The organism is Aquincola tertiaricarbonis (genome assembly GCF_000969605.1).
In the GTDB taxonomy this organism is placed as follows: Bacteria; Pseudomonadota; Gammaproteobacteria; order Burkholderiales; family Burkholderiaceae_C; genus Aquincola; species Aquincola tertiaricarbonis.
On record NZ_JZUE01000011.1, the window covers coordinates 84980 to 105208 of the forward strand.

Here is a 20229-nt window from a genome sequence, read left to right on the forward strand (position 1 = left end):
TCAGAACAGGTCGACCGAGCCCCCGCCGCTGTTGACCGGCAGGGTCTTCTGCGCGGCACCACGTTCCTGGGCGATCAGCGCATCGGGGTTGGTCAGGGCCATGCGCTTGACCATCGCCTTGCCGCTGGCCGGCAGCAGCACCACCTTGCGCGGAAACACGTCCATCACGTCCTTGCTGACGACGGGAATGCGCTCGGTCTTCAGGTAGTCCAGCACGAAGGCGGTATTGCGCTCGCCCACGTTGATGCTGTTGATGCCGCTGACCACCGCGCCGCCGCCGAAGACCTTGGCCTCCATCGACATCCGGTTGGCGCCGCGCTTCATCATCTCGTTGATCAGCAGCTCCATCGCGAAGGAGCCGTAGCGGCCGCTGTCGTTGGCACCGCCGCCGTCGGGCAGCATGAAGTGGTTCATGCCGCCGATGCGGCGCTCGCGGTCCCACAGGCAGGCGGCGATGCACGAGCCCAGCGTGGTCATGATGAGGATGTCCTCGTCGTACACGAAGTACTCGCCGGGCAGCACCTTCACCGCCACGTTCTTGAAGTGCGATTCGTAGAAGAAGAACGAGGCCTCGCCCGGCTTGCGCGGCTGGGCCTTGAGCTTGGCCAGCTGCGCGCCGGCCACGGTGGACACGCCGGGCGCCAGCCCTGCGTTGGGCTGGATGCCGGGTGTCACGGGCGGCTTGCGCAGCGCCAGGGATGGCGCGCCCGCGGTGGAGTGGGGCAATGACATGGGACGTCGTTCCTCAGAGCCGTTCGTAGATCGTCTTGCCACGCAGGCGGAACAGGTCGCGCGACTCGGAGAAGTTTTCCGAATGGCCCACGTACAGCAGGCTGCCGGGGCGCATCACCGCATGGGTGCGTTCCAGCACGCGGCGCTGGGTGGGGGCATCGAAATAGATCATCACGTTGCGGCAGAAGACGAGGTCGAAAGGCTCGCCGAACTGCCATGAGATCGACATCAGGTTGAAAGTCTTGAACTCGATCATGCGGGCCAGCTCGGGCTTGACCCGCATCAGCCCGGCGTTCTGGCCGGTGCCGCGCATGAAGTGGCGCTTCAGCCGCTCGGGCGTCAGGCCGCGGGCATTGGCGTCGTAGACGCCGCGGCGCGCGGTATCCAGCACCTTGGTGTCGATGTCGGTGGCGGTGATCTTCACGTTGGGGCTGCTGCCCAGCGTCTCGGCCACCGTCATGGCGATGGTGTAGGGCTCCTCGCCGGTGGAAGCCGCGTTGCACCAGATGCGCAGCGGCCGGCCGGCGCGCTCGCGCAGGTCCAGCGCCAGCGCATCGAAGTGATGCGACTCGCGGAAGAAAGAGGTCAGGTTGGTGGTCAGGCAGTTCACGAACTCCTGCCACTCGCTCTCGGCGGCCGCGCCGGTGTGCTGCTCCAGCCATTGCAGGTAGCCGCTGAAGGACGGATGGCCGGTCTCGCGCAGGCGGCGGCACAGCCGGCTGTACACCATGGCCTGCTTGCCCTCGTGCAGGCTGATGCCGGCGCGCTGGTAGATCAGCTGGCGCACGCGCTCGAAGTCGGCCTTCTCGAACGGGAATTCCTGGTCGGCGCGGCCGGTGGCGAAGGCCTCGGCCTGGCGTGAGGGGAGTGCGACGGTGTTCATGAGTGTGTAAGGCGCGAAAAGGCGCCCGCGGGCCCGGAGCAGCTGCGGTGCGCGCCAGTCTCGGAGGCTGCCGGGCGCTGCGGAGGCCGGAACAGGGGCGGGTTTGTAGTGCTTATCGGCAGGAAATCGACAAAGTGAGCACTAGACTTCGCCACCTGAAGATGACCGTGACCGCCTTGATACCGCGCCAGCCCCAGAGCCCGCCGTCCCTGCTCGATGCCGGACTGCAGCTGGACGCCGCCCTGTCGCTGCTGCGGCAGGCCGGGCGCGACGACCTGCCGGGTGAGCCGGGCAGCACCGAATGGCTGCAGTCGGTGATCGACGCGCTGTGCGACCTGTCGGTGCGCGACGCCCTCACCGGCCTGGCCAACCGCCGCCACTTCGAGATGGCGCTCGGCCGCGAGGTGGACCGCGTGGCCCGCTCCGGCGAGCCGGCGCTGCTGCTGGTGCTGGACATCGACCACTTCAAGCAGGTCAACGACACCTTCGGCCATGCCGCGGGCGACGTGGTGCTGAAGTGGGTGGCCGAGGTGCTGGGCGAATGCGTGCGCCCGATGGACACCGTGGCCCGCGTGGGCGGCGAGGAGTTCGCGATCATCCTGCCCAATTGCCCGCCCGCCTTCGGACCCACCGTGGCCGAGCGCGTGCGCCGCCGCATCGAGCGCGACCCCGTGGCCATCCGCGCCGAAGCCGGCTCGGTGCACCGGCTGCCCATCACCGTGAGCGTGGGCGGTGCCTTCGCGCCGCAATGGGTGCGCTCCACCGCGCTGCTGTGGATGGAGCGAGCCGACGTGCAGCTCTACCGTGCCAAGGCCGAGGGGCGCAACCGCTTCTGCCTCGAGCCCGTGGCGGTGTCCCTCGTCAGCCCCGAAGAAAAAGGGATGCTGTTCGGCGGCTCCCAGTTCCAGGACCTGTAAGCGCGCATGACCACACCCACTGCCAAGCAGGCGCGCATCACGGCCGTTACCAGCGGCAAGGGCGGCGTCGGCAAGACCTTCGTCTCGGCCAACCTGGCCGCCGCTTGCGCGCAGCGCGGCGAGAAGGTGCTGGTGCTCGATGCCGACCTCGGCCTGGCCAACCTGGACGTGGTGCTGAACCTCGTCCCCAAGATCACGCTGCACCACGTGTTCACCGGCGAACACACGCTGGCCGAGGCCACGCTGCCCGCGCCGGGCGGCTTCTCGGTGCTGCTGGCCGGCTCGGGCATGGTGGAGTATTCGCGGCTCACGCCCGAGGTGCGCGACAAGCTCATCGAGGTGGTGGACACCGTCAAGCCGCTGTACGACCGGGTGATCCTGGACACCGGCGCCGGCATCTCCGACGTGGTGCTCTACACCGTCTCGCTGGCCGACGAGGTGCTGGTGGTGGCCACGCCCGAGCCCACTTCGCTGACCGACGCCTACGCCACCATCAAGGTGCTGGCCACCACGCAGGGCCGGCGCCACATCCGGCTGCTGGCCAACCAGGCCGGCCGGCCCGGCGAGGGCCGCGGCATCTGCAAGCAGCTGCAGCTGGTGGTGGACCGCTACGTGAGCCCGGGGCTGGATGCCGCACTGCAGCTGGAGTTCATGGGCGAGGTGCCCAGCGATGCCAGCGTGCGCGATGCGGTGCTGCGGCGCGAGCTGCTGCTCGAAGCCTTCCCGGGTTCGGCCGCGGCCCAGGCCATCGTCGCGCTGGCGGCGAAAATGGCCTGATGGACATCGAAGAACCCGACGCACCCACGGCTTTCACCCTGCTCGGCGGCGAGCCCGGCGTGCGCGCCCTGGTCGACCGCTTCTACGACCTGATGGACCTGGAGCCGGCCTACGCCGGCCTGCGCAGCCTGCATCCCACCACGACGGAAGGCTCGCGCGACAAGCTCTTCTGGTTCCTGTGCGGCTGGCTGGGCGGCCCCAACCACTTCATCGACCGTTTCGGCCACCCGATGCTGCGCGCCCGGCACCTGCCGTTCGCCATCGGCATCAAGGAGCGCGACCAGTGGATGGCCTGCATGGTGCAGGCGATGGAAGAGCTGGCCATCGAGCCGGCGATGGCCGAGCGGCTGGGCAAGGCGCTGGCGGGTACGGCGGACTGGATGCGCAACAAAGGCGGGTGAATGTCAGCACCCGGCGTCACGGGGGCGTGACGCCACCTCCGGGAGGGTGCCGAGGCCGCTTGGGAGCGGCCCGGCGCGGCCTCGGCGGGGCTCTCAGGTCGACTTCGGCGCCAGCAGCACCACCAGCGCCCCATGCCCACCTTCACTCGCGCGGGCCGAGACGAAGGCCTGCACCAGCTGGTTCTGCACCAGCCAGCCGCGCACCTTGCCCTTGAGCACCGGCGTGCGGCCCGGGCTGCCCAGGCCCTTGCCGTGCACCACGCGCACGCAGCGAAAGCCCGCGGCCTGCGCCTCGTGCAGGAAGTCGCCCAGCTGCTCCCGCGCCTCGTCGCGGCGCAGGCCGTGCAGGTCGATCTGCGCCTGGATGGCCCACTGGCCGCGGCGCAGCCGGCGCGGCACGTCGGCGCCCACGTGGTGGCGGCGGTAGCTCAGGCCCTCGTCGGTTTCCAGCAGCGACTCGACGTCGAACTCGTCCGACAGCGCCTGCCGCAGCGCGGCGGCCTCGTCCAGCTCGCGCTGGCGCGGGTGCGGCTGCGGCCGCGGCGGCAGCACGGTCACGCGGCCGCTGTCGCGCAGCGGCACCACGCCGGCCACGCTGCGCTGGAACAGGTTGCGCTCGCGCGCCAGCCGCGCTTCCTCGGCGCGGCGCTCGGCGGCCTCGCGCTCGGCCTGCTGCAGCGCGGCCTTCAGCGGACCTAGGGCCTTGAGGTCGGTGAGCTTCACAGCAGCCCCCGTTCGGCGAACGAGACCACATGGTCACGCGCCACCACCAGGTGGTCGAGCACCCGCACGTCCACCAGCCGCAGCGCGCTGCTCAGGTTTTGCGTCAGCAGCTCGTCGGCGCGCGAGGGCTCGGCCAGACCGGAGGGATGGTTGTGCACCAGCACCACCGCCGCCGCATTCACCGCCAGCGCGCGCTTGACCACCTCGCGTGGGTACACGGTGGCCTGGCTCAGCGTGCCGCGGAACATCTCTTCCAGGCCGATCAGGTGGTGGCGGGCGTCGAGGAACATCAGCGCGAATACTTCATGGGGCAGGCCGCCCAGCTGCAGCCTGACATAGTCCTTCACCGCGGCCGGGCTCTCGAACAACGGCCGCTCGGCCAGCCGTTGCGCCATCGATCGGCGGGCGATCTCGAGCACCGCGGCCAGTTCCGCCCGCTTGGCGTCGCCGCCCAGGCCCTTGACCGTCTTCAGTTCGGCCAGCGTGGCCTGCATCAGCCCGGGCAGGCCGCCAAAGCGCTGCAACAAGGCCTGCGCCATGGCCAGCACGCCCTGCCCGGCAGTGCCGGTGCGCAGCAGCAAGGCCAGCAGTTCGGCATCGGCCAGCGACGCCGGGCCACGGGCCAGCAGCTTCTCGCGCGGGCGCAATTCGGCGGGCAAGTCCTTGAGTGACATGGGCAAGAGGGCGCGGCCCGTAAAATCGCGGCCCAGTCTATCGCCCGTGAGTCGCCGTGACCGCCATCGCAGAAGGGTCGTTCCTGACCTTGCACTACCGCCTCGCCGGCCCCGACGGCGCGGACATCGTCAACACCTTCGCCGAGAAGCCCGCCACCCTGTCGCTGGGCACCGGCGAGCTGTCGCCCGCGATGGAAGCGCGCCTGATCGGCCTGGAAGAGGGCACCCGCCAGACCTTCGAGCTGGCCCCGGGCGAAGCCTTCGGCGAGCGCAACCCCGAGATGCTGCAGCGGGTCAAGCGCTCGCTGCTGCGCGAGCTGGGCGACCCCGACGCGGTGTACCGCCGCGGCGACGTGGTGCAGTTCCCCACGCCCGACGGCCAGGGCGCCTATGCCGGCGTCATCCGCGAGGAGGGCGACGACTGGCTGCTGTTCGACTTCAACCATCCGCTGGCCGGCCTGCCCGTCACCTTCGAGGTGTCGGTGATCGGGGTGCTGTGATGAGCGAGCCGCAACAGCATGACGTGCTGCTGGCCGAGCCGCGCGGCTTCTGCGCCGGCGTGGACCGCGCCATCGAGATCGTCGAGCGCGCGCTGCTGAAGTTCGGCGCGCCCATCTACGTTCGCCACGAGATCGTGCACAACACCTACGTGGTGAACGACCTCAAGGCCAAGGGCGCCATCTTCATCGAGGACCTGGCCGACGTGCCGCCCGGCGCCACGCTGGTGTTCAGCGCGCACGGTGTGTCGCAGGCGGTCCGCCAGGAGGCGCACGAGCGCGGCTTCAGCATCTTCGACGCCACCTGCCCGCTGGTGACCAAGGTGCACGTGGAGGTGGCCAAGCTGCACAAGGAAGGCTACCAGTTCATCATGATCGGCCACAAGGGGCACCCCGAGGTGGAAGGCACGATGGGCCAGCTCAGCGAAGGCATTTTCCTGGTGGAAGACGTGGGGGACGTGGACCGCGCGCCCGTCACCCGGCCGGACAAGCTGGCCGTGGTGACGCAGACCACCCTGAGCGTGGACGACGCCGCCGAGATCCTGGCCGCGGTGAAGCGCCGCTTCCCGCTGGTGAAGGAGCCCAAGCAGCAGGACATCTGCTACGCCACCCAGAACCGCCAGGACGCGGTCAAGGTGCTGAGCCCGCAGGTGGACGTGGTGATCGTGGTGGGCAGCCCCACCAGCAGCAACAGCAACCGCCTGCGCGAACTGGCCGAGCGCCTGGGCACGCCGGCCCACATGGTCGATGCCGCCAGCGACTTGCAGCCCGAATGGTTCGAAGGCCGCACCCGCGTAGGCCTGACCGCCGGCGCCTCGGCGCCCGACATCCTGGTGCAGCAGGTCATCGCCCGCCTGCGCGAGATGGGTGCGGTGGCCGTGCGCAAGATGGACGGCGTGCAGGAGACCATCCGCTTCCCGCTGCCGATGGGCCTGGGCGACAAGTCGATGGCCGAGGTGGCCGCCTCCCGATCTTGAGCGGCGTGGCCGCCTGTGCGCGGCCGGACCGCTCGCCGCCGCGGCCCTGCCGCGGTGCCGGCCGCGCTGCAGCGGCCTGAAAGCCATCAGTCCCAAGGATTTCGTCATGCTCGACATCAACCAGCTTCGCCGCGACCTCGACGGCACCATCGCCCGGCTCGAGGCCCGCAAGAACCCGCAGCCCTTCCTCGACGTGGAGCGCTTCTCGTCGCTGGAAGGCGAACGCAAGCGCCTGCAGACGCGCACCGAGGAGCTGCAGGCCAAGCGCAACAGCTTCAGCAAGCAGATCGGCCAGGCCAAGGGCCGCGGCGAGGACACCGCGCCGCTGATGGCCGAGGTGGCCGCCATCGCCGACGAGCTGAAGGCCTCGGCCGACCGGCTGGAAGTGATCCAGGCCGAGCTGCAGTCGATGCTCATGGGCGTGCCCAACGTGCCGCACGAAAGCGTGCCTGTGGGCGCCGACGAGACCGGCAATGTGGAGGTGCGCCGCTGGGGCACGCCGCGCGAGTTTGGCTTCGCGGTGAAGGACCACGTCGACATCGGCGCGCCGCTGGGGCTGGACTTCGAGACCGGCAGCAGCCTGTCGGGCTCGCGCTTCAGCTTCCTGCGCGGGCCGATCGCGCGGCTGCACCGGGCGCTCGCGCAGTTCATGCTGGACCTGCAGACGACCGAGCACGGCTATACCGAGTGCTACACGCCCTACATCGTCAACCGCGAGATCCTGGAAGGCACCGGCCAGCTGCCGAAGTTCAAGGAAGACATGTTCTGGGTGCTGCGCGGCGGCGACGAGGAGCAGGCCGAGCAGTACCTGATCAGCACCTCGGAGATCTCGCTGACCAACACCGTGCGTGGCCAGATCCTGGACGCCGCGCAGCTGCCCATCAAGCTCACCGCGCACAGCCCGTGCTTCCGCAGCGAAGCCGGCAGCGCCGGCCGAGACACGCGCGGCATGATCCGCCAGCACCAGTTCGACAAGGTGGAGATGGTGCAGATCACCACGCCCGAGCAGAGCTACGCCGCGCTGGAGCAGATGGTCACCCATGCCGAGGCCGTGCTGCAGAAGCTGGGCCTGCCGTACCGGGTGCTCACGCTGTGCACCGGCGACATGGGCTTCAGCGCCGCCAAGACCTACGACCTGGAGGTGTGGGTGCCGGCGCAGGGCACTTACCGCGAGATCAGCTCGTGCTCGAACTGCGAGGCCTTCCAGTCGCGCCGCATGCAGGCCCGCTTCCGCAATGCCCAGGGCAAGCCCGAGCTGGTGCACACGCTCAACGGCTCGGGCCTGGCGGTGGGCCGCGCGCTGGTGGCGGTGCTCGAGAACTACCAGCAGGAAGATGGCTCGGTGGAGGTGCCCGAGGTGCTGCGGCCCTACATGAACGGCCTGGCGGTGTTGCGCGCCTGACGCGGTGCGGTATACTGCGCGGCTTCGCTGACCACAGCGAGACCACACAAGATACCCGGAAAGGTGGCAGAGTGGTCGAATGCGCCGGACTCGAAATCCGGTGTACGGTTATGCCGTACCGTGGGTTCGAATCCCACCCTTTCCGCCAAAACAAACGTTGAACGACGTTGATCTTCCAAGAGCCGCCCCTCATCGGGCGGCTTTTTTTTGCCCGCGCCGGCCGTGGCGGCCGCGGCCGGGTACTGCAGTTGCCGCGCAGGGCGCATGAACCTCGCCGATGCCCTGATCTGCCTCGTGGTGCTGGCCAGCGTCTTCGTGGGCTGGCGGCGCGGCTTCGTGCTGTCGGCGGTGGAACTGCTGTGCCTGGTGGCCGCGGTGCTGGTGGCCTTCGTGGGTTACGCGCCGCTGGCGGCCTGGCTGGGTGCGCAGCAGGCCGCGCTGGGCGTGTGGGCGGCGCCGGCGAGCTTCCTCGGGCTGTACATCGTCGCGCGCATCCTGCTGGGCGCGGTGGCGCAGGCGGTGCTGCGGCGGGTGCCGGCGCCGGTGCATGGCCATGGCGCCAACCGGGCGCTGGGCATGCTGCCTGGCACGGCCAACGGGCTGATCAACGCCACCGTCGTGGCGATGCTGCTGCTGGTGATGCCGTTCTCCGACCGCGTGAGCACCGCGATGCGCGACAGCCTGCTGGCCGAGCGGCTGGCAGCCCCGGCGGAATGGGTGGAGGCCCGGCTCGGGCCGATCTTCGACCCGGCGGTGCAGCAGACGCTGAACAAGCTGACGGTGCGCCCGGGCTCGCGCGACACGGTCAAGCTGCCCTTCGCCGTGACCGATCCCCGCCCGCGGCCGGACCTGGAAGCGCAGATGCTGGTGCTGGTGAACCAGGCGCGCCAGCGGCAGGGCCTGAAGCCGCTGGCCGCCGATCCGGCCGCCACCGAGGTGGCCCGCGCCCATTCGCGCGACATGTTCGCGCGCAGCTACTTCTCGCACATCACGCCCGAGGGCCGCGATCCCTTCGACCGCATGCGCGCCGGCCAGCTGCGCTACCTGGCCGCGGGCGAGAACCTGGCGCTGGCGCGCACGCTGGGCATGGCTCACCAGGGCCTGATGGACTCGCCGGGCCACCGCGCCAACATCCTGCGGCCGGCCTTCGGCCGCGTGGGCATCGGCGTGCTGGACGGCGGCCGCCACGGGCTGATGGTGACGCAGAACTTCCGCAACTGAGCGCTGCGGCGGCACGGTGCGCCAGGCGGGGATGGCCCCTGCCCACTGGCCACTGGGGCTGTTAACCTGCACCGGCGCACCCAGCGCTGCTGTCAAGGAGTACGCATGCAGCGAGACCTGCCTGCAGGCCAGAGCTATGAGCGTCTGTGGCGAGAGGAATCGCCCGATGCGCTGGTGGTGCTCTCCGTCCAGGGCGAGGTGATGCTGTGGAACCGCATGGCCGAGGTGATCTTCGGCTACACGCCCGCGCAGGCCGAGGGCCGGCTGCTGACGGACCTCATCGTGCCGGCCGACCGCATCGACGAGGAACTGGCCGCCCGCCGGGACGCCGAGGCGCAGGACGTGCTGCTGCGCGCCGCCCTGCGCTGCCACCGGGACGGCCGCCTGCTGTACGTGGACATCGGCCTGCGCAGCCTGGCCTCCCAGGCCGGCCCCGGCGGCTTCGTGATGAGCTGCAAGGACGTCACCACCTTCAAGGTGGCGCGCGATGCGCGGCAGGTGGAGCAGCGCTACCGCGACCTGCTGGAGTCGGTGCCCGACGCCATCATCATCGTCAACCAGGGCGGGCGCATCGTGCTGTTCAACGGCCAGGCCGAGCGCATCTTCGGCTGGAGCCGCACCGAGATGGTGGGCGCCTCGATGGAGATGCTGCTGCCGCAGCGCTACCGCAGCGCGCATTTCGGCCACCGCATGCGCTACCACCGCGCGCCGCAGCTGCGCAACATGGGCGCCGGGCTGAAGCTGTACGGCCTGCGGCGCGACGGGCAGGAGTTCCCGGTGGAGATCAGCCTGAGCCCGCTCACCAGCGAGGACGACGACCTGGTGATGAGCGCCATCCGCGACATCAGCGAGCGCAAGCAGACCGAGACCGCGCTGCAGAAGATGAATGCCGAGCTGCGCGTGGCCAACCAGGCCAAGGACCGCTTCCTGGCCACCATGAGCCATGAGCTGCGCACGCCGCTGAACGCCATCCTCGGCTTCACCGGCATCCTGCTGATGCGGCTGCCGGGCGAGATCAATCCCGAGCAGGAGCACCAGCTCGGCATCGTCAAGAGCAGTGCCGAGCACCTGCTGTCGCTGATCAACGACCTGCTGGACCTGGCGAAGATCCAGGCCGGCATGTACCGCCTGTCGCCGGAGCTGGTGGACGTGGGCGCGCTGCTGCAGGAGGTGCATGCGCAGCTGCAGCCGCTGGCCCAGGCCAAGACGCTGGCGCTGGAGGTGAGCGTGCCGCGCGAGCCGCTGCTGCAGCAGGCCGACCGCCGCGCGCTGCGGCAGATCGTCATCAACTTCGTCAACAACGCCATCAAGTTCACCGACCGCGGCAGTGTGCGCATGGCCGCCGGCGCGGCGGAGCCCGCGGACGCCGCCGGCCCCGCCTGGCGGGTGGACGTGGTGGACGACGGCATCGGCATCAGTGCCGAGGACCAGGCCCGGCTGTTCGCCGCCTTCACCCAGGTGGGCGACCCGCGGCGGCGGCCCGACGGCACCGGCATGGGCCTGCATGTGTGCGCCACCCTGGCCACGCTGATGGGCGGGCGCATCGAGGTGGAGAGCCAGCCGGGGGCGGGCAGCCGCTTCTCGCTGGTGATGGAGCGCTGCTGATGGCACGCATCCTGGTCATCGAGGACCATGCGGTGAACCTGGCATTGATGACCTACCTGCTCAAGGCCTACCAGCACGAGGTGATCGGCGCCATCGACGGCGAGCAGGGGCTGGCGCTGGCGCGCGAGTCGGTGCCCGACCTGGTGCTGCTGGACGTGGAGCTGCCGGGCATGAGCGGCATCGACGTGGCGCGTGCGCTGCGGGCCGACGTGCGCACCGCGCATGTGCCGCTGCTGGCGGTGACGGCCAGCGCCATGCGCGGCGACCGCGAGCGGCTGATGTCGATGGGCTTCGACGGCTATGCCTCCAAGCCCATCGATCCCAAGACCTTCAATGGCTGGATCGAAGGCTTCCTGCGGCCTGCCGCCGCGCCCGGCGATGCCGGCCAGCCGCTGTTGCTGGTGGTGGACGACGTGCCGGCCAACCTGCTGCTCAAGCGCAGCTGCCTGGTGCCGCTGGGCTTCCGCGTGCTCACCGCCCACCGGCCCGACGAGGCCCTGGCCATGGCGCGCTACAACCCGCCGGACCTGATCCTGTCCGACGTGGGCATGCCCGAGGGTGGCGGCTTCGACTTCATCCAGCAGGTCAAGCAGGTGCCCGCGCTGCGCGACGTGCCCTTCATCTTCATCACCTCCACCCACCACGATTCGGTGATGGAGCAGCAGGCCCTGGCCCTGGGCGCCACCCGCTACCTGATGCGGCCGCTGTCACCGGAGCAGCTGGTGGCCGAGGTGCGTGCCTGCCTGCGCCGGCCGCCCGCGCCGGCCCAGAATGGCTGATGGACGATGAACCCAAACACCCGCCGGAAGCCGGCCCGCCGCAGCTGCGGATCGACAAGCCCTCGCACATTGCCACGCTGAGCCTGCGCCGGCCGGCACAGCGCAACAGCCTGACCGACGACGACCTGCATGCACTGCTGGACGCCATCGCACAAGTGGATGCCGAGCCAGCGGTGCGCGTGCTGGTGCTGCGGGCCGACACCACCGGCCAGCCGCGGCCGGTGTTCAGCGCCGGCTACCACGTGGGCGGCTTCGACCAGGGCGACCACGGTCCGCAGCTGTTCGAGCGGGTGCCCGAGGCGCTGGAACGTGCCCGCCCGCTGACGCTGTGCGCGATGAACGGCAGCGTGTACGGCGGCGCCACCGACCTGGTGCTGGCCTGCGACCTGCGCCTGGCGCTGGCCGGTACCGAGCTGCGCATGCCCGCCTGCATGCTGGGCCTGCACTACTACCCCAGCGGCCTGCGCCGCTACGCCAACCGGCTGGGGCTCAACCTGGCCAAGCGCGCCTTCCTCACCGGCCAGGCGCTGCCGGTGCAGCGGCTGGCCGATGCCGCGCAGCTCTTCGAGCAGGTGGTCGATGCGGCGCATTTCGACGCCGCGGTGCAGCAGCTGGCCACGCGGCTGGCCGGCCTGGCGCCGCTGGCCGCGCAGGCCACCAAGCAGTCGCTCAACGAGATCGCGGCCGGCCGCTACGACGAAGCGCTGCTGCGCCGGCGCGAGGCGGCCAGCATGGCCAGCGCCGATTTCGCCGAGGGCCGCGCGGCCTTCGCGGCGCGGCGGCCGCCGCGGTTCAGCGGGCGTTGAAGCGTTCCAGCTTGGCGGCGTAGATCGCACGCTGCTGGCTGTTGCCGCTGGCGTCCCGCGCGGCCTGCAGCGCGCGCTGCGCCTGCGGCGGGTTGCCCAGGCCCAGCCAGGCGATGGCCAGCCCGTGGTGGCAGGGCGCGCCGCAGCCGCCGCGGTCGATCTCCCGCTGGAAGAGGCTGCGCGCGGCGCCGAAGTCCTGCTGGCGCAGGGCGGCCATCGCCCGGTCGTAGGAGCGCAAGGGTGGCTCGGGCTCGATCGCGGCCAGCCGTGCGGCCACCGCGGCCGCCTCGTCGCTGCGGCCCTGGGCCTGCAGCGCCATGCGCAGGTTGTCCAGCGCGTCGCGGTGCTCGGGCGCGCGGGCCAGCACCGTGCGCAACAGCGCCTCGGCCTCGGCCGGCAGGCCGCCGCGCAGGTACACCACCGCCAGCGTGTTGCGCGCCGGCTCGAAGCCTGGCGAATGCCGCAGCGCCTCGCGTGCATGCGCATGCGCCTCGGGCAGGCGGCCCTGCGCCAGGGCCTCGGCGGCGCGGTTGTTCATGAACATGGCCAGCACCATGGCTTCGGAGATGGGCTGGCGCTTCTGGCCCAGCAGGTCTTCGCCCGGCAGGAAGTCCACCGTCAGGAAGGCCTGCAGGTCGTAGCGGCTGCCGGCGTCGCGCAGCGGCCGGCCCAGCGTCAGGTTGACATGGCCGCTGGTGAACAGCAGGCCGCCTTCGCGGGTGTAGGCGGGCTCCGCCTGCACCAGGTTGTAGGTGACGGCCAGGCCCTGCGCCCTGGCCAGCGCCGCCGTCATGATGACCAGAGACAGGCAGTTGCCGGCCCGTGCCTCGAAGGCCTGCGCCGCGGTGCGGGTGATGGTGGCGTCGTACTCCAGCCGCAGGTCGCCGCGGGTGTTCAGCGCCTGCACCAGCGCCGCGGGTTGCCGTTGCTGCGCCGGGCGCGGCAGGCTTCCGGCCAGGTACTGCCGCATTGCCGGGCTGAGGGCGAACACCTCCTCCGCGCTGATGGGCATGCTGGCCGGGGTGAAGCGGGCATCGGCAGGCGGCACCGGGGGCAGGGCGCCGGGCGGCGTGCTGGCGCAGCCGGCCAGCGCAGCCACGCTGGCCGCCAGCCAGCACAGCGGCCGCAGCCGCCGCCAGCCCGGCAGCGGCAGCAGGTTCCACGGGGCAGGGCGCGCGGTGGCTGGCATGGCAGCTCCGGAGTGGCAGACGACCCGGCCACGCTACGCCTGCGCGGCAGGCGCGGCAAGCGTGCCACCCCTGAACCGGGCCGCCGCGGTGTGCCGCGGGGCCGTCAGCCCGCGCGCTTGGCCAGCAGCGCGCGCGCCACGCGGGACTGGCTGGCGCGGCCCAGCACCTCGCTGATCCACGCGCCGGCATCCACCAGCGCATCCAGGTCGATGCCGGTGTGCGCGCCCAGGCCGTGCAGCAGGTACACCACGTCCTCGGTGGCCACGTTGCCGGTGGCGCCCTTGGCATAGGGGCAGCCGCCCAGGCCGGCGATCGAGCTGTCGAAGCTGCGCAGCCCGAACTGGTACGAGGCGAACACGTTGGCCACGCCCATGCCGTAGGTGTCGTGGTAGTGGCCGGCCAGCTGCGCCACCGGGATGTTTGCGGCGACCGCTTCCAGCATGCGCTGCACCGTGGCCGGCGTGCCGGTGCCGATGGTGTCGCCCAGCGAGACCTCGTAGCTGCCCAGCTCGAACAGCCGGCGCGCCACTTCGGCCACCTGCTGCGGCGCCACTGGCCCTTCATACGGGCAGGCGATCACGCAGGACAAGTAGCCGCGCACCCGCACGCCGTCGCGCCGCGCGGCTTCGAACACCGGCTCGAAGCGAGCGATGGATTCGGCGATGGAGCAGTTGATGTTCTTCTGCGAGAAGGCTTCCGACGCGGCGGCGAACACCGCCACCTCCTTCGCGCCCGCGGCCACCGCGGCCTCGTAGCCCTTCATGTTGGGCGCCAGCACCGGGTAGTTCACCGGCTGCGGCGTGGCCGGCAGGTCGTGCAGGCCGGCCATGATGGCGGCATGGTCGGCCATCTGCGGCACCCACTTCGGCGAGACGAAGGAGGTGGCCTCGATGTCGCGCAGGCCGGCCAGGGCCAGCTTGCCGATGAGCTCGAGCTTGGTGGCCGTGGTCACCACCTGCTTCTCGTTCTGCAGGCCGTCGCGCGGGCCCACTTCCACGATGCGGACCTGGTTCGTCGTCATGGCGCCACCTCGAATTCCACCAGCTCCACGCCGTCGGCCACCTGCTCGCCGGGGGCGCAGCGGTAGGCCTTCACCGTGCCGTTGGCCGGTGCGGTCAGGGTGTGTTCCATCTTCATCGCCTCCATCACCAGCAGCGGCGTGCCCTTGTCGACGGTGCTGCCGGCCGGTGCCAGCAGCGCGATCACCTTGCCGGGCATGGGCGCGCGCAGGCCGCCGTGGGCGTCGTCGCCCTGGCCGCCGGTGTGCAGCGTGTCCACCCGCACCAGCGCATGGGTGTGCCCGTCGAGGAACACATGCCGGCGTTCACCGGCGATCACCACCGCCGCATGCAGCCGGCGCTCGCCGAGCTGCGCATGCAGCTTGCCGCTCTTGCCGCCGTCACGGCCCAGCTCGCCGCGGGCCAGCACCGGCGCGCCGCCGTCCAGCGTGAGCTGCCAGCCGCCCGGCACGCTCACCACGCCGACGCTGCGCTGCAGCTCGCCGCGGCGCAGCCGCAGCTCGCGCGCGCCCTGGCCGTTGAGGCGCCAGCCGTCCAGCGCGTCCCACGGCGATGCGGTGGCCGCCCGCCGCGCCTGGGCCGCGGCCTCGTGCAGCAGCTCGGCCAGCGCGGCCAGCAGCCAGGCCTCGTCGGGCGGGTCGGTGGCTTCCGGGAACAGGAAGGCGGCCTCGCGTTCGATCAGCCCGGTGTCGAGGTCGGCCTGGCTGAAGGCCGGGCAGGCGGCCAGCCGCGCCAGGAACTCGATGTTGTTGGCCACGCCCACCACGCGGTACTGGGCCAGCGCGGTGCGCAGGCGGGCCAGCGCCAGGTCGCGGTCCTGGTCCCACACGATGAGCTTGGCGATCATCGGGTCGTAATGCGGCGTGATCTCGTCGCCCTGCTCCACGCCGGTGTCGATGCGCACATGCTCGCCCTCGGCCGGCGGCGCCAGGTGGATCAGGTGGCCGGTGGAAGGCAGGAAGCCCTTGTCCGGGTCTTCGGCGTAGATGCGGGCCTCGATGGCATGGCCATCGATCTGCAGCTGCTCCTGCGTCAGCGGCAGCGGCTGGCCGGCGGCCACGCGCAGCTGCCACTCCACCAGGTCCAGCCCGGTGATCATCTCGGTGACCGGATGCTCAACCTGCAGCCGGGTGTTCATCTCCATGAAGTAGAAGCTGCCGTCCTGGTTGGCGATGAACTCCACCGTGCCGGCGCCCACGTAGCCCACGGCCCTGGCGGCTTCCACCGCGGCGCGGCCCATGGCGGCGCGGCGCTCCGGCGTCATGCCGGGCGCGGGCGCTTCCTCCAGCACCTTCTGGTGGCGGCGCTGCACCGAGCAGTCACGCTCGAACAGGTACACCACGTTGCCCTGGGTGTCGCCGAACACCTGGATCTCGATGTGCCGCGGCTTGAGCACGTACTTCTCCACCAGCACGTTGGCGTTGCCGAAGGCATTGGTGGCCTCGCGCTGGCAGCTGGCCAGCGCGGCGATGAAGTCCTCCGGCTTGTCGACCCGGCGCATGCCCTTGCCGCCGCCGCCGGCGCTGGCCTTGATCAGCACCGGGTAGCCGATGCGGCCGGCCTGCTCGGCCAGGAATTGCGGGTCCTGGTTGCTGCCGTGGTAGCCGGGCGTCAGCGGCACGCCGGCCTTTTCCATCAGCGCCTTGGCGGCCGACTTCAAGCCCATGGCGCGGATGGCCGAGGCCGGTGGGCCGATGAAGGTGATGCCGGCGGCGGCACAGGCTTCGGCGAATTCCTCGTTCTCCGACAGGAAGCCGTAGCCCGGGTGCACCGCCTGCGCGCCGGTGTCCTTGGCCACCTGCAGGATGCGGTCGGCCACCAGGTAGCTCTCGCGCGCGGCGGCCGGGCCGATCAGCACCGCCTCGTCGGCCAGGCGCACATGGCGCGCATTGGCATCGGCCTCGGAGTACACCGCCACGGTGGCGATGCCCATGCGGCGCGCGGTCTTGATGACGCGGCAGGCGATCTCCCCGCGGTTGGCGATCAGGATCTTGGTGAACATGGGCTTGAAGCTCCTGATGGCTTTATTCGGCTGCGGCCGGCTTCCAGGCCGGCGCGCGTTTGTCGAGGAAGGCACCCAGGCCCTCCTTCGCTTCGGGCGTGGCGCGCAACTCGGCGATGCGCCGGGCGGTGTCCTCGATCAGCGCCGCATCCACCGGCCGGTGGGCCACCGCGCGGATCAGCGCCTTGGAAGCCGCCTGCGCCTTCGGGCCGCCGGCCAGGAGCGCGTCCACCACGGCCTGCACCGCGGCGTCGAGCTGCTCGGGCTCGGCCACCTCGTGCACCAGCCCCAGCTCGCGGGCGCGGGCGGCGCTGATGCGCTCGGCGGTCTGGAAATAGCGGTAGGCCTGGCGCTCGCCGATGGCGCGCACCACGTACGGGCTGATCACGCCGGGCAGGATGCCCAGCCGAACTTCCGACGTGGCAAACGACGCGGCGGTGCTGGCTACGCAGATGTCGCAGGCCGCGGCCAGGCCCATGCCGCCGCCCATCGCGGCGCCCTGCACCCGGGCGATGGTGGGCGTGCGGCATTCGGCCAGCACGCGGAACAGCTCGGCCAGCCGGCGGGCATCGACCAGGTTGTCCTCGGTGCTGGCGGCGCCCTGGCGCTTCATCCAGTTCAGGTCGGCGCCGGCCGAGAAGCTCTTGCCGCGGCCGGCCAGCACGATCACGCGTACCGCCTCGTCGGCGTCCAGCGCCTGCAGCGCGCCGGTCAGTTCGGCGATCAGGCTTTCGTCGAAGGCGTTGTGAACTTCGGCGCGGCTCATCCACAGCCACGCCACCGGGCCCTGGTGGGAGATGTCTATGCAAGTGGGCATCGTCGTCACTCCCGCCATCACATGCGGAACAGGCCGAAGCGCGTGGGCGCGATCGGCGCATTCAGCGCGGCGGCCAATGACAGGCCCAGCGTGCGCCGCGCCTGGGCGGGGTCGATCACGCCGTCGTCCCACAGCCGCGCGGTGGCGTAGTAGGGGTGGCCCTGGTCCTCGTACTGCTGGCGGATCGGGGCCTTGAAGCGCTCTTCCTCTTCCGCGGCCCACTGGCCGCCCTTGGCCTCGATGCCGTCGCGCTTGACGGTGGCCAGCACGCTGGCCGCCTGCTCGCCGCCCATCACGCTGATGCGCGCGTTGGGCCACATCCACAGGAAGCGCGGGCCGAAGGCGCGGCCGCACATGCCGTAGTTGCCGGCGCCAAAGCTGCCGCCGATCACCATCGTCAGCTTGGGCACCTGCGCGGTGGCCACGGCGGTGACCATCTTGGCGCCGTCCTTGGCGATGCCGGCGTTTTCGTACTTGCGGCCCACCATGAAGCCGGTGATGTTCTGCAGGAACACCAGCGGCACGCCGCGTTGGGCGCACAGCTCGATGAAATGCGCGCCCTTCTGCGCCGATTCACCGAACAGGATGCCGTTGTTGGCCACGATGCCCACCGGCATGCCATACAGGCGCGCGAAGCCGGTGATCAGCGTGGCGCCGTAGCGGGCCTTGAACTCGTCGAAGCGCGAGCCGTCGACCAGCCGCGCGATCACCTCGCGCACGTCGTAGGGCTTGCGGGTGTCGGCGGGGATCACGCCGTACAGCTCGGCGGGGTCGTACAGCGGCTCTTCGCTCGGCTCCAGCGTCACCGTGTCGGGCTTGCGGCGGTTGAAGCTGGCCACGATGCGGCGCGCCAGGTACAGCGCATGGCCGTCGTTCTCGGCCAGGTGATCGGCCACGCCCGACACGCGCGTGTGCACGTCGCCGCCGCCCAGGTCCTCGGCGCTCACCACTTCGCCGGTGGCGGCCTTCACCAACGGCGGGCCGCCCAGGAAGATGGTGCCCTGGTTCTTCACGATGATGGCTTCGTCGCTCATCGCCGGCACGTAGGCGCCGCCGGCGGTGCAGGAGCCCATCACGATGGCCAGCTGCGGAATGCCCTGGGCCGACATGTTGGCCTGGTTGAAGAAGATGCGGCCGAAGTGGTCGCGGTCGGGGAACACCTCGTCTTGATTGGGCAAGTTGGCACCGCCCGAGTCCACCAGGTAGATGCAGGGCAGGTGGTTGGCCTCGGCGATCTCCTGCGCCCGCAGGTGCTTCTTCACCGTCATCGGGTAGTAGGTGCCGCCCTTCACCGTGGCGTCGTTGGCCACGATCATGCATTCCTGCCCCTGCACGCGGCCGATGCCGGTGATGATGCCGGCCGCCGGCGCAGCACCGTCGTACATGCCGTGCGCGGCCATCTGGCCGATCTCCAAAAAGGGCGTGCCGGGGTCGAGCAGCTGCTGCACGCGGTCGCGTGGCAGCAGCTTGCCGCGGGCCAGGTGCTTCTGGCGCGCGGCCTCGTCGCCGCCCAGTGCGGTGCGGGCCACCTGCGCGCGCAGGTCTTCCACCACCTCGCGCATGCGCTGCGCGTTGGCCTTGAACTCGTCGCTGCGGGTGCTGATCTGCGATTGAAGGGCTTGCATGGCTTACATCGTCTCGGCAAACAGCTCGCGGCCGATCAGCATGCGGCGGATCTCGCTGGTGCCGGCGCCGATCTCGTACAGCTTGGCGTCGCGCCACAGGCGGCCGGTGGGGTACTCGTTGGTGTAGCCCACGCCGCCCAGCGTCTGGATGGCTTCGCCGGCCATCCAGGTGGCCTTCTCGGCGGTGTAGAGGATGACGCCGGCCGCGTCCTTGCGCAGCGTGCGGCTGTGATCTTCGCGGTCGCAGGCCTGGCCCACCGCATAGGCATAGGCGCGGCAGGCCTGCCAGGTGGTGTACATGTCGGCCAGCTTGCCCTGCATCAGCTGGAACTCGCCGATGCTCTGGCCGAACTGCTTGCGCTCGTGCACGTAGGGCGTCACCACGTCCATGCAGGCGGCCATGATGCCCAGCGGCCCGCCGCTGAGCACCGCGCGCTCGTAGTCCAGGCCGCTCATCAGCACCTTCACGCCGCCGCCTTCGGCGCCCAGCACGTTCTCGGCCGGCACCTCGCAGTTGTCGAAGAACACGGGCCAGGTGTTGCTGCCGCGCATGCCCAGCTTGTCCAGCTTCTGGCCGAAGCCCAGGCCCTTGAAGCCCTTCTCGATGATGAAGGCCGTCATGCCCTTGGCGCCGGCCTCGGGCTCGGTCTTGGCGTACACCACCAGGGTGTCGGCATCGCCCCCGTTGGTGATCCACATCTTGCTGCCGTTGAGCACATAGCGGTCGCCGCGGCGCTCGGCGCGCAGCTTCATGCTCACCACGTCGGAGCCGGCATTGGGCTCGCTCATCGCCAGCGCGCCCACGTGCTCGCCGCTCACCAGCTTGGGCAGGTACTTCTGCTTCTGCTGCGCGGTGCCGTTGCGGTGGATCTGGTTCACGCACAGGTTGCTGTGCGCGCCGTAGCTCAGGCCCACCGAGGCGGAGGCCCGCGACACCTCCTCCATCGCCACCATGTGCGCCAGGTAACCCAGGCCGGTGCCGCCGTATTCCTCGCTCACCGTCATGCCGTGCAGGCCCAGGTCGCCGAGCTTCTTCCACAGGTCGGCGGGGAACTGGTTCTCGCGGTCGATGTCCGCGGCGCGCGGCGCGATCTCGCTGGCGGCGAAGGATTGCACCGTGTCGCGCAGCATGTCGATGGTTTCGCCGAGCGCGAAGTTGAGTCCGGGCAGCAGGTTCATGGG

At 70.7% G+C, this 20229-nt stretch carries 20 protein-coding genes and 1 tRNA gene; 11 read left to right on the forward strand and 10 right to left on the reverse strand.

All coding sequences use genetic code 11. From position 1 onward, the window contains the following. Positions 1 to 732, reverse strand: coding sequence for a chemoreceptor glutamine deamidase CheD (gene cheD / locus VO99_RS15085; protein ID WP_083440621.1), 732 nt, complete (start codon positions 730 to 732; stop codon positions 1 to 3). 13 nt (positions 733 to 745) lie between these two features. Beyond that, on the reverse strand, positions 746 to 1615 hold the full coding sequence (locus VO99_RS15090) for a CheR family methyltransferase (protein WP_046113713.1): 870 nt from the start codon (positions 1613 to 1615) through the stop codon (positions 746 to 748). A gap of 134 nt (positions 1616 to 1749) precedes the next feature. On the opposite strand from VO99_RS15090, the gene VO99_RS15095 reads away from it, so the two are divergent. Genes VO99_RS15095 through VO99_RS15105 form a run of 3 tightly spaced genes read left to right on the forward strand, consistent with a single transcriptional unit; the run spans position 1750 to position 3710 of the window. Further along, a complete protein-coding gene (locus VO99_RS15095) occupies positions 1750 to 2532 on the forward strand; it encodes a GGDEF domain-containing protein (RefSeq protein ID WP_232315371.1) in 783 nt (260 codons plus the stop codon). Between the two features lie 6 nt (positions 2533 to 2538). Then, positions 2539 to 3309, forward strand: coding sequence for a MinD/ParA family protein (locus VO99_RS15100; protein WP_046113715.1), 771 nt, complete (start codon positions 2539 to 2541; stop codon positions 3307 to 3309). Beyond that, on the forward strand, positions 3309 to 3710 hold the full coding sequence (locus VO99_RS15105; RefSeq protein ID WP_083440622.1) for a group II truncated hemoglobin: 402 nt from the start codon (positions 3309 to 3311) through the stop codon (positions 3708 to 3710). Before VO99_RS15100 ends, VO99_RS15105 begins: the two co-directional genes overlap by 1 nt. A gap of 93 nt (positions 3711 to 3803) precedes the next feature. Here VO99_RS15105 and VO99_RS15110 read toward each other — a convergent pair whose 3' ends face one another. Further along, a complete protein-coding gene (locus VO99_RS15110; protein WP_046113716.1) occupies positions 3804 to 4433 on the reverse strand; it encodes a Smr/MutS family protein in 630 nt (209 codons plus the stop codon). Further along, positions 4430 to 5107: a RadC family protein gene (gene radC / locus VO99_RS15115; RefSeq protein WP_046113717.1), complete on the reverse strand. Its 678-nt coding sequence runs from the start codon at positions 5105 to 5107 to the stop codon at positions 4430 to 4432. Before radC ends, VO99_RS15110 begins: the two co-directional genes overlap by 4 nt. Positions 5108 to 5163: 56 nt before the next feature. Between radC and VO99_RS15120 the strand changes: the two genes are divergently transcribed. The 8 genes from VO99_RS15120 (at position 5164) to VO99_RS15155 (ending at position 12394) form a co-directional block, all read left to right on the forward strand. Continuing rightward, the gene (locus VO99_RS15120) at positions 5164 to 5607 is read left to right on the forward strand and encodes an FKBP-type peptidyl-prolyl cis-trans isomerase (RefSeq protein WP_046113718.1); all 444 of its coding nucleotides are present in this window, start codon (positions 5164 to 5166) and stop codon (positions 5605 to 5607) included. Beyond that, the gene (gene ispH / locus VO99_RS15125) at positions 5607 to 6581 is read left to right on the forward strand and encodes a 4-hydroxy-3-methylbut-2-enyl diphosphate reductase (protein WP_046113719.1); all 975 of its coding nucleotides are present in this window, start codon (positions 5607 to 5609) and stop codon (positions 6579 to 6581) included. Before VO99_RS15120 ends, ispH begins: the two co-directional genes overlap by 1 nt. Before the next feature lie 106 nt (positions 6582 to 6687). After that, positions 6688 to 7983, forward strand: a complete 1296-nt coding sequence (serS, locus tag VO99_RS15130) for a serine--tRNA ligase (protein ID WP_046113720.1) — start codon at positions 6688 to 6690, stop codon at positions 7981 to 7983. A gap of 57 nt (positions 7984 to 8040) precedes the next feature. Beyond that, positions 8041 to 8131: transfer RNA gene (locus VO99_RS15135), tRNA-Ser, on the forward strand. A gap of 116 nt (positions 8132 to 8247) precedes the next feature. Next, positions 8248 to 9204 (forward strand): CvpA family protein, encoded by a 957-nt coding sequence (locus VO99_RS15140; RefSeq protein WP_046113721.1) that lies wholly within the window; start codon positions 8248 to 8250, stop codon positions 9202 to 9204. Between the two features lie 105 nt (positions 9205 to 9309). Beyond that, the gene (locus tag VO99_RS15145) at positions 9310 to 10809 is read left to right on the forward strand and encodes a PAS domain-containing sensor histidine kinase (RefSeq protein ID WP_046113722.1); all 1500 of its coding nucleotides are present in this window, start codon (positions 9310 to 9312) and stop codon (positions 10807 to 10809) included. After that, positions 10809 to 11588: a response regulator gene (locus tag VO99_RS30835; RefSeq protein WP_198156956.1), complete on the forward strand. Its 780-nt coding sequence runs from the start codon at positions 10809 to 10811 to the stop codon at positions 11586 to 11588. Before VO99_RS15145 ends, VO99_RS30835 begins: the two co-directional genes overlap by 1 nt. Then, a complete protein-coding gene (locus VO99_RS15155) occupies positions 11588 to 12394 on the forward strand; it encodes an enoyl-CoA hydratase/isomerase family protein (protein ID WP_046113723.1) in 807 nt (268 codons plus the stop codon). The genes VO99_RS30835 and VO99_RS15155 overlap by 1 nt, the downstream gene beginning before the upstream one ends. Here VO99_RS15155 and VO99_RS15160 read toward each other — a convergent pair. The 6 genes from VO99_RS15160 to VO99_RS15185 form a co-directional block, all read right to left on the reverse strand. Next, positions 12381 to 13583 carry a tetratricopeptide repeat protein gene (locus VO99_RS15160; RefSeq protein ID WP_052736352.1) on the reverse strand — a complete coding sequence of 401 codons (1203 nt, stop codon included), beginning with the start codon at positions 13581 to 13583 and terminating at the stop codon, positions 12381 to 12383. The two genes, VO99_RS15155 and VO99_RS15160, sit on opposite strands and share 14 nt — an antisense overlap. A 104-nt stretch (positions 13584 to 13687) precedes the next feature. After that, positions 13688 to 14605 (reverse strand): hydroxymethylglutaryl-CoA lyase, encoded by a 918-nt coding sequence (locus tag VO99_RS15165; RefSeq protein WP_046113724.1) that lies wholly within the window; start codon positions 14603 to 14605, stop codon positions 13688 to 13690. Further along, positions 14602 to 16605 carry an acetyl/propionyl/methylcrotonyl-CoA carboxylase subunit alpha gene (locus VO99_RS15170; protein WP_046113725.1) on the reverse strand — a complete coding sequence of 668 codons (2004 nt, stop codon included), beginning with the start codon at positions 16603 to 16605 and terminating at the stop codon, positions 14602 to 14604. Before VO99_RS15170 ends, VO99_RS15165 begins: the two co-directional genes overlap by 4 nt. A 22-nt stretch (positions 16606 to 16627) precedes the next feature. After that, complete coding sequence (locus VO99_RS15175) at positions 16628 to 17422, reverse strand: enoyl-CoA hydratase/isomerase family protein (protein WP_046113726.1); 795 nt, start codon at positions 17420 to 17422, stop codon at positions 16628 to 16630. Between the two features lie 17 nt (positions 17423 to 17439). Further along, positions 17440 to 19047, reverse strand: a complete 1608-nt coding sequence (locus tag VO99_RS15180) for a carboxyl transferase domain-containing protein (protein WP_046113727.1) — start codon at positions 19045 to 19047, stop codon at positions 17440 to 17442. Positions 19048 to 19050: 3 nt separating this feature from the next. Beyond that, positions 19051 to 20226, reverse strand: a complete 1176-nt coding sequence (locus VO99_RS15185) for an isovaleryl-CoA dehydrogenase (protein ID WP_046113728.1) — start codon at positions 20224 to 20226, stop codon at positions 19051 to 19053. Between the last annotated feature and the right edge of the window lie 3 nt (positions 20227 to 20229).

Excerpts from the sequence above, each read along its gene's own strand:
- VO99_RS15100 (WP_046113715.1), top strand. The coding sequence starts at position 2,539 with ATGACCACACCCACTGCCAAGCAGGCGCGCATCACGGCCGTTACCAGC.
- VO99_RS15185 (WP_046113728.1), bottom strand. The coding sequence starts at position 20,226 with ATGAACCTGCTGCCCGGACTCAACTTCGCGCTCGGCGAAACCATCGAC.
- serS (WP_046113720.1), top strand. The coding sequence starts at position 6,688 with ATGCTCGACATCAACCAGCTTCGCCGCGACCTCGACGGCACCATCGCC.
- cheD (WP_083440621.1), bottom strand. The coding sequence starts at position 732 with ATGTCATTGCCCCACTCCACCGCGGGCGCGCCATCCCTGGCGCTGCGC.
- VO99_RS15160 (WP_052736352.1), bottom strand. The coding sequence starts at position 13,583 with ATGCCAGCCACCGCGCGCCCTGCCCCGTGGAACCTGCTGCCGCTGCCG.
- VO99_RS15175 (WP_046113726.1), bottom strand. The coding sequence starts at position 17,422 with ATGCCCACTTGCATAGACATCTCCCACCAGGGCCCGGTGGCGTGGCTG.
- VO99_RS15090 (WP_046113713.1), bottom strand. The coding sequence starts at position 1,615 with ATGAACACCGTCGCACTCCCCTCACGCCAGGCCGAGGCCTTCGCCACC.
- VO99_RS15180 (WP_046113727.1), bottom strand. The coding sequence starts at position 19,047 with ATGCAAGCCCTTCAATCGCAGATCAGCACCCGCAGCGACGAGTTCAAG.
- VO99_RS15145 (WP_046113722.1), top strand. The coding sequence starts at position 9,310 with ATGCAGCGAGACCTGCCTGCAGGCCAGAGCTATGAGCGTCTGTGGCGA.
- ispH (WP_046113719.1), top strand. The coding sequence starts at position 5,607 with ATGAGCGAGCCGCAACAGCATGACGTGCTGCTGGCCGAGCCGCGCGGC.
- VO99_RS15165 (WP_046113724.1), bottom strand. The coding sequence starts at position 14,605 with ATGACGACGAACCAGGTCCGCATCGTGGAAGTGGGCCCGCGCGACGGC.
- VO99_RS15105 (WP_083440622.1), top strand. The coding sequence starts at position 3,309 with ATGGACATCGAAGAACCCGACGCACCCACGGCTTTCACCCTGCTCGGC.
- VO99_RS15170 (WP_046113725.1), bottom strand. The coding sequence starts at position 16,605 with ATGTTCACCAAGATCCTGATCGCCAACCGCGGGGAGATCGCCTGCCGC.
- VO99_RS15140 (WP_046113721.1), top strand. The coding sequence starts at position 8,248 with ATGAACCTCGCCGATGCCCTGATCTGCCTCGTGGTGCTGGCCAGCGTC.
- radC (WP_046113717.1), bottom strand. The coding sequence starts at position 5,107 with ATGTCACTCAAGGACTTGCCCGCCGAATTGCGCCCGCGCGAGAAGCTG.
- VO99_RS15155 (WP_046113723.1), top strand. The coding sequence starts at position 11,588 with ATGGACGATGAACCCAAACACCCGCCGGAAGCCGGCCCGCCGCAGCTG.
- VO99_RS30835 (WP_198156956.1), top strand. The coding sequence starts at position 10,809 with ATGGCACGCATCCTGGTCATCGAGGACCATGCGGTGAACCTGGCATTG.